The sequence below is a fragment of the Lolliginicoccus suaedae genome (assembly GCF_008312885.1).
Classification (GTDB): domain Bacteria; phylum Actinomycetota; class Actinomycetes; order Mycobacteriales; family Mycobacteriaceae; genus Lolliginicoccus; species Lolliginicoccus suaedae.
Genome location: NZ_VSSO01000001.1, coordinates 557,626 through 572,769 on the forward strand (window position 1 = coordinate 557,626; position 15,144 = coordinate 572,769).

Sequence of the window (15,144 nt, forward strand, 5' to 3'; positions counted from 1 at the left end):
GTATCCAATGCCGCCACGGTCGCGGCACAGCTGGGGACGAACCGGGCAGGCGCGTGGTGGCGCGCGATCGCTGGGATTTTGCCGTAGCGTGGCAGCGAGATTCGTGTTGCGCGAGAGGTGGTAATGCGGTGCGGTACCGGGTAGCTCGGGTCGTCGCGGCATGCGCGTCGATGACGCTGCTGGCAGGATGCTTCAAGGCTGATGAAGCTCCTGTGTTCCCGGCCACCCTTGATGTGGGCGCGCGCACCTATATCACCGCGCCGCAGCTGCGCCCGCCCGTGGTCGCGCCGATGCTTCGCATGGATTCCGCTACTCCTGGATCGCTTCTCCTGCCGATCGAGCCGGACAGGAGCCGCATTGATGACAGGGAGAGCGAGGACGGCGAGGATGGCGCTGACGGTGCGGACATGGCCCAGCCCGGTGCGTTGCTGGCCTCGGGCGAGGGCGATCCCATCTGGTTCCTGCCCGCCCCGGATGAGGCGGCCATCCGGGCGCCGGCGGTGCAGCGGCTCGAGGGGCAGCCAGTGCTCACCTACTGGCGCGGCGAGAGCGACGGCACCGAGGGGGAATACGTCGTGCTCGGCACGAACTACGGCGAGACCCGGATCGTGCAGGCCGGCGACGAGCTGGTGGCGAACCCCCTGGGAATGCGGATCACCCCCGCGGGCACTGCATGGCTCGTCGCGACACCCGTCGTCGAGACCGTGATCGATGGCGAGGAGCGGGCAGTACGCACCGCTGTGCTGCAGGAGATCTCCCTGGAGGACAACGAAGTCTTGTTCCGGTGGGACGCGCTCGATCACATCCCGTCCGCTGATTCCGAGGTTGCTGCTCCCGAGGATCCGACCGAGCCGTGGGATTATCTCGGCATCGCCGGGCTCGCGCTCGCCGAGGACGGGGATGTGCTGATCACTGGCCACGGCACCGGCGCGATCTACCGGGTCGACCGGGAGTCCGGTGAGCTGGATTGGCGCCTCGGCGGCAAGGCAAGCGACTTCGTGGTCGAGGCCGACGCGGAGTTCCGCTGGCCCCGCGATGCCCGATTGCTGCCCGATGGGCGCCTGAGCGTGTTCGACGGGGCCACTAGGACCCCGCATCGGGGGCTGACCGAGGAAAAGATCGACGAGGCCGAGGAGAACGGCGAGGATCCGATCGCGCCGCCGGCCTCACGGGCTCTCGTCCTCGACCTCAACGAGGTCGAGCGGACCGCCAGCATCGCGGCAGCGTACTCGCATCCCTTCGGCTGGGCGAGCCCCGGGGCAGGCAGCCATCAGGTACTGCCCAGTGGCAATAGCCTGGTCACCTGGGGCGAGCAGGGCGCCCTCACCGAGTTCGCGCCGGGCGGGGAGATCGTCCGCCACCTGGTGTTCCCGGCATCGATGCGCTCGAGCGGCGCCGAGCTCGTAGAGTGGTCCGGCCTCCCCTTCGTGCCACCCGTCGTCGATGCGCGCGCCGATGACCTTTCCACGCGGGTGAGCGTCAGCTGGAACGGAGCCACACCGGTCAACCGATGGCGCATCTGGGCGGGCCCGAGCGAGGACGAGCTCGAGGTCGTGCGGACCGTCCCCCGTGACGGCTTCGAGACCGAAGCAATCATCGACGGCGCCTTCGCAGCGGTCCGTGTCGATGCGCTCGATGTGATCGGCGAGACCATCGGCAGCTCAGCCGTGACGCCAGTCGACTAGCTGGAGGCGTCTCACGCGGCGTCGCCGGTGTCGATGGGGAGCTCCGCGAGCCGCCATTCGAGCATCCCGTCCTGGAGCCTGCGGGCCGGAACGCCTTGCGCGCGGAGCTGGTTCACGGCGTCGTAGGCGAGGACGCAGTAGGCGCCGCGGCAGTAGGCGACGATCTCCTGGTCGGCGGGCAGCTCGGCGATGCGTTGCTGGAGGTCGTCGAGGGGGACGGAGAGGGCTCCGGGGATATGGGCTGCCTGGTATTCCTCGGCGGGGCGGACGTCGATGACGGTGATCGCGCCGGTGGCGGCGAGGGCGAGCAGCTCATCGCGCCGTACCTCTTGCTCGACCGTCGGTGCGCCTGGTTGGAACCTGGAGCGCAGGTAGTCGTCGCGCGCGTGCCGGACGTCGGGGATGTGATCGGTGGCGACGGTACGCAGCTGCGCGTAGAGGCGCGCGATGTCCATGCCGGCTAGGGCGTAGTGGATGCGGGTGCCGTCCTTGCGGGTGGTGACGAGTCCGGCTTGCTTGAGCACCTGGAGGTGCGCGGAGGCGGTGCTGAGGCCGAGGGATGCGGCGGTGGCGAGGTGATCGACGCTGCGTTCGCCCTGGCTGAGCAGATCGAGCAGCTCGAGGCGCTTGCCGTTGCCGAGGGCCTTGCCGACCCGCGCGAGCTGATCGAATAGTTCTGTCTTCTTCCGGCGGTCGCCCATTTGCTCCTCCAAAGCTTTGTGTAATACTGAACTACAGTATTCCATGTTTCTTTGGAGTTTAGTTGCCCAGGGCCACCATCATCCCGCAGGAGACCTCATGAGCCGCCGTGCCCCCGCGCGCCCGCCCGTTCTCGGCCTGCGCCAGAACGCCGCCCAGTTCGCCCTGCTCGTCGCGGTCAACGCGCTCGTCGGCGGCATGGTCGGGCAGCAGCAGACGGTGCTGCCGCTGCTCGCCGAGTCCGAGTTCGGCCTGACCGGCTACACCTACATCTTCACCTACATCGCGGCGTTCGGGATCACCAAGGCCGCGGCCAACTACGTCGCGGGCACGTTCTCCGACCGCTACGGGCGCAAGCCGGTGCTGCTCGTGGGCTGGCTGTTCGCCGTCCCCGTCCCGGTGATGCTCATCATGGCGCCAAGCTGGGAATGGGTCGTTCTCGCCAACGTGCTGCTCGGCATCAACCAGGGCCTCACGTGGTCGACGACCGTGGTGATGAAGATCGATCTTGTCGGACCCTCCCAGCGCGGCCTGGCCATGGGTCTGAACGAGGCCGCCGGATACGGCGCGGTGGCCGTGAGCTCCCTGCTAGCCGGCTACCTCGCCGAGCAGCATGGGCTGCGGCCCGCGCCCTTCCTGCTCGGGCTCGCCTACATCGCGATCGCGCTGATGCTCTCCGGGTTCTTCGTGCGCGAGACGCGCGGGCACGCGCACCTCGAGGCGCAGGGCCACGTCCGTCGATCCGACGGCATCCACGACCACCTGCACGCGGAGCTCACCGACCGGCAGATCGCCATGCAGACCAGTCTCAAGGAGCCCGCGCTATCCTCGGCCAGCCTCGCGGGCCTGGTCAACAACCTCAACTTCGGCCTGTCCTGGGGGCTGTTCCCCCTCCTGTTCGCCACCGCTGACCTGACCATCTCGCAGATCGGGCTGCTGTTCGCCCTCTACCCGGGCGTGTGGGGCGCCGGGCAGCTCGTCACTGGCGCGCTCTCGGACCGCGTAGGGCGCAAGCACCTCATCACCGTCGGCATGGGCACCCAGGCCGTCGCGCTCGCGCTGATAGCCGCCTCCAGCGGATTCGCCGGATGGGCCGCGGGCGCGGTGCTCCTCGGCGCGGGCACGGCCATGGTCTATCCGACCTTGCTGGCCGTGATCGGCGATGTCGCGCACCCTGTGTGGCGTGGCCGGGCGGTCGGTGTCTACCGGGTGTGGCGCGACCTCGGCTACGCCTTCGGCGCCATCATTGGCGGTGTCGCCGCGGACCTGATGGGCCTGCACGCAGCGGTGTGGGTGGCCGCGGTGGTGAGCGCGGCCACCGCGGTGGCGGTCTCGGTGAGGATGTACGAGACCCACCAGAAGGCCTAGCGCCCGGCTAGCTGCTGCGGCGCCGGATGTCCTCGATGATCGCCGAGAAGTCCCGGCCCTTGCCATCCTCGCCGAGATAGCGGTGGTAGAGGGCCGCGGCCTGCTCGGCGAGCGCGCCATCGACACCGTGCGCCCGCAGCGCTGCCGTGGCGAGCCCGAGGTCCTTGTCCATGAGCTCGACCGCGAAACCGGGCACGTAGCCACGATTGGCCGGGGATGCGGGGACAGGCCCGGGCACGGGGCAGTAGGAGGTGAGCGCCCAGCATTGCCCGGAGGCCTGCGAGGCCACCGCGAACAAGGCCTCATGGCTCAGCCCGAGATGCTCACCGAGCACGAATGCCTCGCTCACGCCGATCATGGTGATGCCGAGGATCATGTTGTTGCAGATCTTCGCGGCCTGCCCCGCTCCCGGCCCGCCGCAATGCACGATGGTCCGGCCCATCACCTCGAGCAAGGGGCGCGCGGCATCCATGGCCTCGTCCGGACCACCGACCATGAAGGTCAGGGTGCCTGCTTCGGCGCCCGCCACGCCGCCCGAGACGGGTGCATCGACGCATCCGAATCCTGCCTGCCCGATGCGCTCGTGGGCACGCCGGGCATCGGCGACATCGATGGTGGAGCATTCGAGGAACAGCGCGCCGGGCCGGGCAGCGGGCAGCGCGTGGTCGAGCACCTCATGGACGTGCCGGCCACCCGGCAGCATGGTGAGCACGATGGCGGCCCCGGAGACGGCCTCCTCGATGCTGCTCGCTGTGGCGATGCCGTGCTCGCGGGCAACCTGCAGTGCTGCGGGCACCACATCGAAACCGGTGACGGGATAGCCGGCGGCGGCGAGGTTGCGGGCCATGGGGGCGCCCATGTGGCCGAGCCCGATGAACGCGACGGTGGGCAGTGAATCCTTGGTGGTCATGATGCAGCTTTCTGGTGGGTGCGGGGCCGGAGGGTATCGCGGGCGATGATGCGGTGCATGATCTCGCTGGCGCCCTCGAGGATGCGATGCACGCGCAGGTCGCGGACGATCTTCTCGATGCCGTAGTCGGCGAGGTAGCCGTAGCCGCCGTGCAGTTGCAGGGCCTGGTCGGCAATGGTGTAGCAGGTCTCGGTGACGTGATGCTTGGCCATGGCGCACAGCACGGTCCGGTCGGGATCGCCGCGGTCCAGCGCGCTCGCCGCGCGCCACAGGATGCTGCGCGAGGTCTCGATGCCCAGGCGCATCCCGGCGATGGCTGCTTGCACGGTCTCGCGCTCGGAGAGGGGCTCGCCGAACGCGATGCGCTCGCGGGCATGGCGCACGGTTGCCTCCAGGGCTGCCTCGGCGCCGCCGAGGGAGCATGCGGAGATGCCGAGCCGTCCGCCGTCGAGCCCGGCCATGGCGATGGCGAAGCCCTGGCCGGGCTGGCCGAGCATGTTGCTGGCGGGCACGCGCGCGCGGTCGAGGATGACTTGCCGGGTGGGCTGGGCGTGCCAGCCCATCTTGCGCTCGTCCGCGCCGAACGACAGGCCTGGCGTGCTCGCGGGGACAAGGATCGCGCTGATCCCGCGCGGGCCGTCGCCGCCGGTGCGGGCCATCACCAGGTAGAGCTCGCTGGTGCCCGCGCCGGAGATGAACTGCTTGGTGCCGGTGAGCTCGAGCTCATCGCCGTCGAGCCTGGCGGTGGTGGTGAGCGCTGCGGCATCCGAGCCCGCGCCGGGCTCGGTCAGGCAGTACGAGGCCAGCGCCTCCATCCCGCACAGCCGGGGCAGCCACTGCTCGCGCTGGGCGAGCGTGCCGTGGGTGTCGATCATGCCCGCGACCATGTTGTGGATCGACACGTACGCCGCGATCGTCGGGCACGCCCGAGCCAGGGCGGTGCAGATGCGAACGGCATCGAGGCGGGACAGCCCCGCGCCACCGTGGCCCTCGCGGACGGTGATGCCGCCCATGCCGAGGGCGCCCGCCTCGCGCAGTACGTCCACGGGGAAGTGGGAGCGCTGGTCCCAGTCGAGCGCATGCGGGGCGATGCGGGCCCGCGCGAAGTCCTCGACCGTGGCGAGGATGTCGCGGTCGGCGTCATCGAGCAGGTAGAGGTCCTTCATCGCATCGTGGGGATCGAGAAGTGATCCGTGGCGGGCGCGGCGGCGGCCTGCATGATCCCGCCGGACGGCCAGCGCTCGGTGACGGTCTTGGTGCGGGTGTAGAAGCGGACGGCGTCGGGGCCGTGCTGGTTGAGGTCGCCGAACATCGAGGCTTTCCAGCCGCCGAAGGTGTGGTAGGCCACGGGAACGGGGATGGGCACGTTGATCCCGACCATGCCGACCTGCACGCGGGCGGCGAAATCGCGCGCGGCGCCGCCATCGCGAGTGAAGATCGCCACGCCATTGCCGAACTCGTGCTCGCTGGGCAGGCGCAGCGCGTCCTCGTAGGTATCGGCGCGCACCACGGACAGCACCGGGCCGAAGATCTCCTCGGTGTAGGAGCGGGAGGTGGTCGGCACCCGGTCGAGCAGGGTGGGCCCGGTGAAGAAGCCGTTCTCGTGGCCCTCGACGACGAGGCCCCGGCCGTCGATGACGATGTCGGCGCCGTCGCGCGCGGCGATGTCGATGTAGTCGTCCACGCGGGCAACGGCATCGGCGCTGACGAGCGGGCCGAAGTCGACGGACGGATCATCGGAGGGCCCCACCGACAGGCCCTTGACCCGCTCGGCGAGGCGGGCGACGAGCGCGTCGGCGGTGGCCTCGCCCACGGGCACCACGACCGAGATCGCCATGCACCTCTCCCCCGCCGATCCGTAGCCCGCGCCCACGACGGCGTCGACCACCTGGTCGAGGTCTGCGTCGGGCAGGACGATGGCATGGTTCTTCGCGCCGCCGAAGCAGTGGGCGCGCTTGCCATTGGCGGTGGCGGTGGAATAGATGTAGCGGGCGATCGGGGTGGAGCCAACGAACCCGACGGCAGCGACCTGATCGTGGTGGAGCAGCGCGTCGACGGCTTCCTTGTCGCCATGCACGACGTTGAATACCCCTGGGGGCAGCCCGGCCTCGAGGAACAGCTCGGCGAGCCGGACTGGCACCGAGGGGTCGCGCTCGGAGGGCTTGAGGATGAACGAGTTGCCGCAGGCGATGGCGGGCGCGGCCTTCCACAGCGGGATCATCGCGGGAAAGTTGAACGGGGTTATCCCGGCGACGACGCCGAGGGGCTGGCGCATCGAGTAGACGTCGATGCCCGCGCCGGCGTCGGTGGTGTGCTCGCCCTTGAGCAGGTGCGGGATGCCGCAAGCGAACTCGACGACCTCGAGGCCGCGCTGCAGGTCACCGTGGGCGTCGGCGATGGTCTTGCCATGCTCGGCGGAGAGCAGCCGCGCGAGGCTGTCGCGCTCGGGCTCGACGAGCTCGAGGAACCGGGCGAGCACGCGGGCGCGGCGCTGCGGGTTCCAGGTGGCCCACTCGGCCTGCGCGGTGGCCGCGGAGCGCACGGCCTCATCGACGTCGGCGGTGTTGGCGAGGGGAACGCTCGCCTGCACCTCCCCGCTGCTCGGGTGGTAGACGTCGGCGGTGCGGGTGCTCGACCCCGCGGTGGGCTTGCCGTGGATGAAGTGCGGGATGTCGCGCACGGTCATGGAGAGTCCTTCGGGTCGCGGAAGCATGTGCGGGAACTGCGGTAGTCCAATAGTAGGACGTCCAAGTGTTTTGCGCCATGGTCTCGCCTGCCGAGTCGCGCCCGTCCCGTCGCTCCCGCGAGGGATCAAGCATGATGGACGCATGGAGCCGCGCCGACCCTTGCCGTTCGATCCGATCGCGACCGCCCGCGACCACTGGATCACGAATGGCTGGACCGACGCCGCGCCTGGGATGGCCGCGGTCACCTCGGTGATGCGCGCGCACCAGCTGATGCTCGCCAAGGTCGAGAAGGCACTACGCCCGTTCGGGCTGACCTTCGCCCGCTACGAAGTGCTGATGCTGCTGAGCTTCACCCGGCACGGCGAGATCCCCATGGCCCGAGCGAGCTCCCGGCTGCAAGTGCATCCCACCTCGATCACCAACGCCGTCGACCGCCTCGAGCAGGCCGGGCTCGTGCGGCGCGAGCAGCACCCCGACGATCGACGCACCACCCTCATCCGGATCACCGACGACGGCCGTAGCATCGCCCGCTCCGCCACCGACGCGGTCAACGAGCAGGTCTTCGCCGCGCTGCCCCTCGGCAAGGACGACATCGAGCAACTCGTGGCGGTGCTGACGCGCTTCCGCGCCACGGCCGGTGATTTCACCGGCCCGGAGCGCACCACGGACTAGGGGCCGCGCGACGCGGTCCCGGGCCCTAGAGGCGCGCGTGGGCGATGGCGCTGCTCGTCAGCGAGCCGAACCACAGCTCCCCGGCCTGCTCGCGGACGCTGGTGAGCATGGAGAAGCCGTCCACCCGCCCATACTCCTCGTGGGCAACCATTCCCCGATCGTCGTAGGCGAGGAACCCGATCTCGGCCGAAGGCTTGGGCAGCAGCTTCTCCGGCAGCCGGCCCACCGCGCGACGCGCGGCCTGGGGCAGGTGCCCCACCACATCGAGCACGGCATTGCGCGGGTTCGCCAGCGCCACCCAGATCAGGCCATCGGTGCCGGTCGAGCAATTATCCGGGTAGCCGGGCATGTCCTCGGCGAAGGGCTCGGTCGTTCCCGCTGCATCCCCAGTGAGCCAGATCCGCTCGATGCGCCGCGTCGTCGTCTCCGCCACGATCACATACGACTCATCGATCGCGAGGGCCACGCCGTTGGCGAACTGCAAGCCATCGTGCACCACCTCGACCGTTCCATCCGGATCGCGGCGCAGCAGCCGTCCCGTGCCGGTCCGCTCGATCATCTCCGCGCGCCACCGCGGGATGACGTTCTTCGTGGAGGAATCGCTGAAGAAGATGGTGCCGTCCGCAGCGACGGCGGCGTTGTTGCACGTGCGCAGCGGGACCCCGGCGACCGAGTCGACCAGCACGCGAACCTCGCCGCTCGTGCGGGAGACGGCCAGCAGCCCGGCATCGGAAGCGCACACGACGAGCTCGTCGGCGCCGAGCAGCTCGATGCCCAGCGGTCGGCCAGGAACGGTCGCGATCGTCGAGATCTCGCCATCGCGGGTCCGCGAGATGATGCGACCATCGACGAGCCCGGCGTACAGCGTGCCCTGCTCGTCGAGCACGATGTCCTCCGGACCTTCGCCGGGAATCGGATGAACGGCCAGGTAGGCGGTGCTCACGTGCACTCCTTCTCAATTGCTAGCAGGTCGAGCGCGCGGGTATCCCCCGGAAGCGGTCCGCGAGGTACTCGTAGGCGTCGTTGAAGCCCAGCGCCGCCGGGATCAGGTGCTCTGCCACATCGTAGGTGACAAACGTCAGGGGCGAGCCTGATGCGCAGTACCGCTCGGCGACCTCCTCGACTCCATCGTAGGGCGTGAGGGGATCAAGGCGGCCATGCCACATGTAGACAGGTATCGTCGGCACGCCCTCGAAGAAGCGGATGCTGTTCTCCCGCAGCACCTCCCTGGCCTCGCTGTTGCCCAGCCAGCCCTGCGACCGGGTCAGCTGCGCTGCTCCGCGGAACGCGCCATGCAGCAGGATGGAGCGGCGGCACTCATTGCTCAGGAAGTCGCGCAGCAGCTGGCCCTCCGGATTGAGCTCGGGCGACATGCGGAACCGTTCCGGGTACTCCCGCTCCAGGCCGATCGCGGCGGCGAACCCGAGGCCGAAGCCCGGGTGCGGCTCGTTGCCGATGACCTCCGCCATCTGCTCGAGGTCGGCGGGCAGGCCGCCCTGGACCGCGCCGACGATCTCGAGCTCGGGGGCATACTCCGGCTGCAACGCCGCCGCCCATGCGGTGGACATTGCCCCGCCGGAGTACCCGGCGAGGCCCACGGGGCTTGATTCCAGGCCGAGGCCGGGCAGGCTCTGCACCGCGCGGATGCTGTCGAGGGTGATCATCCCGCCGAGCCGGGCAGCGCCGTATGCGTTTCCTGGTCCGAGGTGATCGGGGATATTGACTGCCCAGCCGCGCTGCAGCGGCAGCAGCAGCCCTGGTGCCTCCACCTGCTCGAGGTTGAACAAGGCCCGCGACGGGGCGCAGCGCGAGCCGAGCGCGTTGACGATCGGCTGGTAGGACAGCATGGGCCGCGCAGCGTTCGCCGGCATGGGCGCTGGGGGGAGGAAAACCGTGGTGACCCCTACGATCGGCTCGCCATGCGAATTCGTGGACCGGAACGCGACCTGCCAGCCCTTCGCTCCGCCGTACACCGCAGCGTCGATCTCGCGAGCGCGCAGCACCTCGCCCGGCTCGGCATCGCTCAAGCCGGTGACGTCGTGGTAGAAGGCATCGGGATCAGGCATCGCGAACGCTGGCCCCGCCGCCGCCCCGGGCGCATGGGCCACGGCCCCGGCTAGTGCCAGCAGGCAGGCCATCGCCACGGCGATCGCTGGCATCGGACGTGAAAGTCTCTCGCTGGGCCCCACGCGGCTCGCTCCCCCTGGTTCGCGTTTCCGCTCCCGGCGAGGGACAGCCCTGGCCGGGAGCGGGAAGATCACAATCTGTCACCGATGTGACAGCACGCACATCGTAGCGACGGGAAGGTGCTATCGCGAGCCGGGGCGCGGCCTACCGGGAATCAGCGATCTCCTCCTCGGGCCGGGGCGGAACCGTCTCGTCGATCTCGAGGGAGTGCGGGCTCGCGAATTCCGGATGCTCCTCGAGCAACTCGCCCGCGAGGGCGTGCCCATGCAGATCGTGGTGGGTCCTGGCCATGGCGATCCTCCGATTCGCGTTCGTCCCAGCGCGAAACCGCCTGGCCGGGGCACCAGCGGGTGACCGCCAGGGGTGCGCTACTGCTCCTCCAGTCTAGGCGCGGGCTCCCTCTCGATGGGGCCCGGCGGGACCGGTTCGACAGGCCGGGCCGCGATCCCGCCACGCCCCCGCTCGACAACCACGAGCCCAGCGAGGATGGCGAGCGCACCGGCGAGCTGTGCTCCCGACAACTCCTCCCCGAGCATGACCCACGCCACCACAGCGGCGAACACCACCTCGGACAGCCCCACCATGGCAGCCCGGGGCGCGCCGAGCCGCGCGATAGCGACCACTCCCACCGCGTACGCCACCGCGCCCGATGCCACAGCGAGGACGAGCACCGCGACCCACCACGGGGCGCGGGCCGGGCCGATCCCCACGGTTCCGGAGAGCACCGCCTCGACGGGCAGCAGCCGTAGGGGCGCCACCAGGGCGAGCGCGATCACGGCGACCACCATCGCCGCGGTGACCAGGATGATCGGCGAGGTACGTGGTGCTGCCCGGTCGACGATGAGGAAGTAGCAGGCCACGCAGGCCATCGCGGCGATGGCCCAGGCGACGCCAGCCGGGTGCAGCCCAGTGGGGCTGCCTGGCCCGACCACCAGCACCAGGCCGCAAACCGCCACCGCGGCCCCCAGCAGGGTCGCGCGGTCCGGTCTCGTGCCGCGCACCAGCCAGGCCCACGCGAGCACCACCACGGGAGCGAGGAACTCGATGAGCAGGGCCACGCTCACTGGCAGGTACTGCACGGCCGAGAAGAAGCACAGCTGCACACCAGCTATGGCGGCGATGCCGAATAGCAGGATCGTCGACCGGTCGCTGAGCATCGCGCGAGCGTGCATCCGTGCCCGGCCACGCTCCATGACCAGCAGTGCCACCACGAGGATGGCTGCTGCCCCGCTGATCCGGGCCAGTACCACCGCTAGCGGCGACCAGCCGGCATCGAGCAGTGCCTTCGCGAAGGGGCCCGAGAGGCCGAAGAGCGCTGCGGAGGCGAGCGCGAGGCCCACGCTCGAGAGCATCGGCGCGCGGGGGTCGGGCGAGTCAGAGCGGGGCACGCCTGTGACTATCGCGCCAGGCATGCCACGCGGGCAACAGGTTTTCGGCCCGCGGTGGACCAGGCACCAGCATGGGCCTGGAACGGGCAGCGAGCACCGCCACGAGGATCACGGCTGCGCCCGCTGCGGCGACGAGCCCGATGGCGGGGGCCGCGAGGTCCCCGGCGAGCCTGCCCTGCGCGATCCACGCCAGTGCCCACGCCACCCCGGCCGCCGGCGCGACCCGCCCGCCGCTGGCCCGGACGAGGAGCACCGAGGCCATCACGAGGCCGCAGATCGCTCCGGATGCCCATGCGGTGGCGGTGCTCGAGGGGTCCGCCGCGCCGATGCCGATGCGCGCGAGCCAGGCGGCGATGTTCGCGAGCACCATGGCCATGATCCACCCGAGGTAGAGCCCGAGCACCCCGTCAACGAGCAGCCGATCGATGCGTCCCGAGGGGCAGGCCCCGGCGATGGTCGCGAGGATCACGACAAGCGTCGCGAGCAGGGCGAGGATGATCACCACGCTAGCGAGCAGGGCGCCCGAGATGGCCGTGATGATCCAGGCGGCGTTGAGCAGCATCGAGGCGATGGCCCAGCCGCGCAGCCGAGCGTGGCGCGGCGAGCTCCGCTGCGCGGGCAGGGCCTGCCACACCGCGTACGCGGCAAGCCCCAGGTAGAGGACGGGCCACAGTGCATACCCAGGCGCGGCAGGCGCGAGCACGGTGGCCGTCTCGGCGAAGATGCCGTCGGCCGCGGAGCCCAGCGACTGGTTTCCCATGCGTCCGCTGCCCACGAGCGCCGCGGCACTCATCGCGGCGCACGCGAGCAGTACTGCGATCGAGGCTTCGCGGGTGCCGCCCGGGTGGTCCTGGCTGCGCACCTCGCGGGCCTCCTCGGTTGTCAGTAGTGGTGATCGGATTCATCCTGGCACACCCCGGAGCGGCATCGACCCTGCCCGGCCGGCGAGGCGCGGATCACCGTGCGGGACCCGCTCGGCATCGGCTACATTTGATCGCCATGGACAGTTGCAGTACCTGCCCGTCACAGCGCCTTGATCCTGTGACGGGGCACCAGTTCCTCCCCTGGCCCGGCACCCGCGCGCGCGATGCCCGGCAGCGGAGGTCGACGACATGCTAGAAGCCTGGATCCTGCTCGGCCTCGCGGTCATCCTGATCGCCGCGAACGCGCTGTTCGTGGCCGCCGAGTTCGCTCTCGTGACCGTGGACCGCCCGCTGATCGCTACGGCAGCGGCGGAGGGCGACAAGGGCGCTCAATCGGTCCAGAAGGCCCTGAAATCCCTGTCCACTCAGCTGTCTGGCGCGCAGCTCGGCATCACCGTCACCAGCCTGGTGATCGGTTTCATCGCCGAGCCCTCCCTCGCGACGCTGCTGCGCCCGCTGCTCGAGGGCCTCGGCCTGCCGGAGTCGAGCAGCCTCGGCGTAGCGATCACCGTCGCGCTGCTGACCGCGACGATCACCCAGATGGTCTTTGGCGAGCTCGTGCCGAAGAACTGGGCGATCTCCGAGCCCGAGCGCGTGGCGCGAGCGGTCTCGGGGCCCCAGCGCGCGTTCACTGCCGCGTCGCGCCCGCTTATCCGCGTGCTCAATGGCGCCTCCAACGCTATGGTGCGGGCGCTGGGCGTGGAGCCGCGCGAGGAGCTCGCCTCCGCCCGCTCCGCCCAGGAGCTTGGCGCCCTCGCCACGAAGTCCGCGTCGGAGGGCCTGCTCGAGCCGGATGTGGCCGAGCGGTTGTCGCAGGCGGCGGAGTTCGCCGAGCAGACCGCGGCCGATGTGATGACCCCGCGCCCGCGGGTCACCTTTGTCGCTGCGGACCTGCCGGTCACCGATGTGCTGGCCCTGGTCTCGCGCACCGGCCACGCGCGCTTTCCGGTGGAGGATTCCTCCGTCGATGACGTGATCGGGGTCGTGCACTTCAAGGAGGCGCTCGCGGTCCCGCCGCACGAGCGTGCTTCCACCACTGCCCGTGACATCATGAGCGAGGTACGGGCCTTGCCGAGCTCGCTGCCGATCGATGATGTGCTCGCCGAGCTGCGCAGCGGGATCCATCTCGCGGTCGTGGTCGATGAGTACGGCGGCACCGATGGCATCGTCACGATCGAGGATCTCGTCGAGGAGATCGTCGGCGAGATCGATGACGAGCAGGATCGGCCCTCGGCGCGCGCCCGCCAGCTCGCCGACGGCACCTGGACGCTGCCCGGGCTGCTGCGGCCGGACCAGATCGATGACCTCACTGGTGTCGACCTGCCCGAGGGCGAGCACTCCGACACCATCGGTGGTGTCATCATCGAGCAGCTCGGGCGCCTCGCGGTGCCCGGGGACACGATCACCCTCGCGGGGCGCAATACCCAGGACCTCGACGAGGATGGGCTTCCCACCGACGCTGATGTGCGCCTGACGGTCACGCAGGTCGACGGCTATCGCGTGGCGCGGGTCCGGATGTCGATCACATCCCCGGCCAGCGGCACCTCGTCCGAGGAGGCACGGTCATGATCGATATCACGGGAATGCTCATCGGCATCGCGCTGCTCGCGGGCAACGCGTTCTTCGTTGGAGCCGAGTTCGCGCTGGTGTCGGTCCGGCGCACGCAGATCGAGCCGCTCGCCGAGTCCGGCAGCCGCCTCGCGCGCTGGACGCTGCGGGCGGTGGACAATGTTTCGCTGATGATGGCCGGGGCGCAGCTCGGCATCACGATGTGCTCTCTGGGGCTCGGGGCCGTGGCAGAGCCTGCCGTGGCCTACTTCCTCGAGATTCCCCTCGAGGCCATGGGCGTTCCCTCGGCGCTGCTGCATCCGATCGCGCTGGTCATCGCGCTGACGATCGTGCTGTCGCTGCACATGACTATTGGCGAGATGGTGCCGAAGAACCTGGCGATCGCGGGTCCTGCCCGGGCCGCGATGATCCTCGGACCGATGCTGTACGTCATCGTGCAGGTGGCCAAGCCGTTGCTGCTGCTGATCAACTTCATCGCCAACACGACGCTGCGGCTTATCAAGGTCACCCCGCGGGACAAGGTGGCGGCGGCGTTCACCGCCGAGGAGGTGGCGAGCTTCGTCAGCGAGTCGAAGGCCGAGGGGCTCATCGATGCGGAGGAGCACCAGTTGCTCTGGGGCGCGCTGAGCATGAGCAGCGAGACGATCGATTCGATCACCGTGCCCCGCACCGAGCTGACGGTGCTGCCGCGGTCAGCGACGATCGCGCAGGCACAGGCCGAGTGCGTCCGCACCGGGTACTCGCGGTTCCCGCTCGCGGACGATAACGGCGAGCTCACGGGCTATGTCCATGTCAAGGACCTGCTCGATGCCTCGCTGGACCCAGGGGCTCCGCTGCCCGGGGACGTGATCCGCGCGCTGCCCCGCTTCGCCGCCGATACGTTGCTCGATGACGCGCTCGATGGCATGCAGGAGGGCGGGGTGCACGTCGCGCTGGTCACCGATGGAACCAGCGCGATCCTCGGCGTGGTGATGCTCGAGGACGTGGTGGAGCGGCTCATCGGGGAGATCGGGGAGCTCAACGACTCCAGCGGATCCCGGTAAGTCCGCGCAGGAG

The 15,144-nt window shown here is 70.0% G+C and carries 14 protein-coding genes; 5 read left to right on the forward strand and 9 right to left on the reverse strand.

Features of this window, described 5'->3' with window-relative positions:
• Window positions 1-128: 128 nt before the first annotated feature.
• Entirely contained in the window at window positions 129-1,685 is a 1,557-nt protein-coding gene (locus FXO18_RS02545) for an arylsulfotransferase family protein (RefSeq protein WP_187774141.1), read from the forward strand.
• A gap of 11 nt (window positions 1,686-1,696) precedes the next feature.
• Here FXO18_RS02545 and FXO18_RS02550 read toward each other — a convergent pair whose 3' ends face one another.
• Window positions 1,697-2,386, reverse strand: a complete 690-nt coding sequence (locus tag FXO18_RS02550) for an ArsR/SmtB family transcription factor (RefSeq protein ID WP_149359487.1) — start codon at window positions 2,384-2,386, stop codon at window positions 1,697-1,699.
• 97 nt (window positions 2,387-2,483) lie between these two features.
• Between FXO18_RS02550 and FXO18_RS02555 the strand changes: the two genes are divergently transcribed.
• Complete coding sequence (locus FXO18_RS02555; protein ID WP_149359488.1) at window positions 2,484-3,752, forward strand: MFS transporter; 1,269 nt, start codon at window positions 2,484-2,486, stop codon at window positions 3,750-3,752.
• A gap of 7 nt (window positions 3,753-3,759) precedes the next feature.
• Here the strand turns inward: FXO18_RS02555 and mmsB are convergent, their stop codons facing one another.
• From mmsB to FXO18_RS02570, 3 genes are read right to left on the reverse strand one after another with little or no spacing between them, the layout of a single operon-like run.
• Window positions 3,760-4,662: a 3-hydroxyisobutyrate dehydrogenase gene (mmsB, locus tag FXO18_RS02560; RefSeq protein WP_149359489.1), complete on the reverse strand. Its 903-nt coding sequence runs from the start codon at window positions 4,660-4,662 to the stop codon at window positions 3,760-3,762.
• Complete coding sequence (locus FXO18_RS02565; protein WP_149359490.1) at window positions 4,659-5,828, reverse strand: acyl-CoA dehydrogenase family protein; 1,170 nt, start codon at window positions 5,826-5,828, stop codon at window positions 4,659-4,661. Before FXO18_RS02565 ends, mmsB begins: the two co-directional genes overlap by 4 nt.
• On the reverse strand, window positions 5,825-7,348 hold the full coding sequence (locus FXO18_RS02570) for a CoA-acylating methylmalonate-semialdehyde dehydrogenase (RefSeq protein ID WP_149359491.1): 1,524 nt from the start codon (window positions 7,346-7,348) through the stop codon (window positions 5,825-5,827). Before FXO18_RS02570 ends, FXO18_RS02565 begins: the two co-directional genes overlap by 4 nt.
• Window positions 7,349-7,490: 142 nt before the next feature.
• On the opposite strand from FXO18_RS02570, the gene FXO18_RS02575 reads away from it, so the two are divergent.
• On the forward strand, window positions 7,491-8,021 hold the full coding sequence (locus tag FXO18_RS02575) for a MarR family winged helix-turn-helix transcriptional regulator (protein ID WP_149359492.1): 531 nt from the start codon (window positions 7,491-7,493) through the stop codon (window positions 8,019-8,021).
• Between the two features lie 25 nt (window positions 8,022-8,046).
• Here the strand turns inward: FXO18_RS02575 and FXO18_RS02580 are convergent, their stop codons facing one another.
• The 5 genes from FXO18_RS02580 to FXO18_RS02595 all read right to left on the reverse strand — a co-directional run bounded on the left by FXO18_RS02580 (window position 8,047) and on the right by FXO18_RS02595 (window position 12,458).
• Window positions 8,047-8,964: an SMP-30/gluconolactonase/LRE family protein gene (locus FXO18_RS02580; protein ID WP_149359493.1), complete on the reverse strand. Its 918-nt coding sequence runs from the start codon at window positions 8,962-8,964 to the stop codon at window positions 8,047-8,049.
• A 19-nt stretch (window positions 8,965-8,983) separates the two neighbouring features.
• Window positions 8,984-10,180 (reverse strand): lipase family protein, encoded by a 1,197-nt coding sequence (locus FXO18_RS02585; RefSeq protein WP_456237245.1) that lies wholly within the window; start codon window positions 10,178-10,180, stop codon window positions 8,984-8,986.
• Between the two features lie 172 nt (window positions 10,181-10,352).
• A complete protein-coding gene (locus tag FXO18_RS15830) occupies window positions 10,353-10,499 on the reverse strand; it encodes a hypothetical protein (RefSeq protein ID WP_187774142.1) in 147 nt (48 codons plus the stop codon).
• A 77-nt stretch (window positions 10,500-10,576) separates the two neighbouring features.
• Window positions 10,577-11,596 (reverse strand): DMT family transporter, encoded by a 1,020-nt coding sequence (locus tag FXO18_RS02590; protein ID WP_187774143.1) that lies wholly within the window; start codon window positions 11,594-11,596, stop codon window positions 10,577-10,579.
• Window positions 11,583-12,458 (reverse strand): tryptophan-rich sensory protein, encoded by an 876-nt coding sequence (locus FXO18_RS02595; RefSeq protein WP_149359495.1) that lies wholly within the window; start codon window positions 12,456-12,458, stop codon window positions 11,583-11,585. The genes FXO18_RS02590 and FXO18_RS02595 overlap by 14 nt, the downstream gene beginning before the upstream one ends.
• Before the next feature lie 250 nt (window positions 12,459-12,708).
• Between FXO18_RS02595 and FXO18_RS02600 the strand changes: the two genes are divergently transcribed.
• On the forward strand, window positions 12,709-14,088 hold the full coding sequence (locus tag FXO18_RS02600; protein ID WP_149359496.1) for a hemolysin family protein: 1,380 nt from the start codon (window positions 12,709-12,711) through the stop codon (window positions 14,086-14,088).
• A complete protein-coding gene (locus FXO18_RS02605) occupies window positions 14,085-15,131 on the forward strand; it encodes a hemolysin family protein (protein ID WP_149359497.1) in 1,047 nt (348 codons plus the stop codon). Before FXO18_RS02600 ends, FXO18_RS02605 begins: the two co-directional genes overlap by 4 nt.
• Window positions 15,132-15,144: the final 13 nt, after the last annotated feature.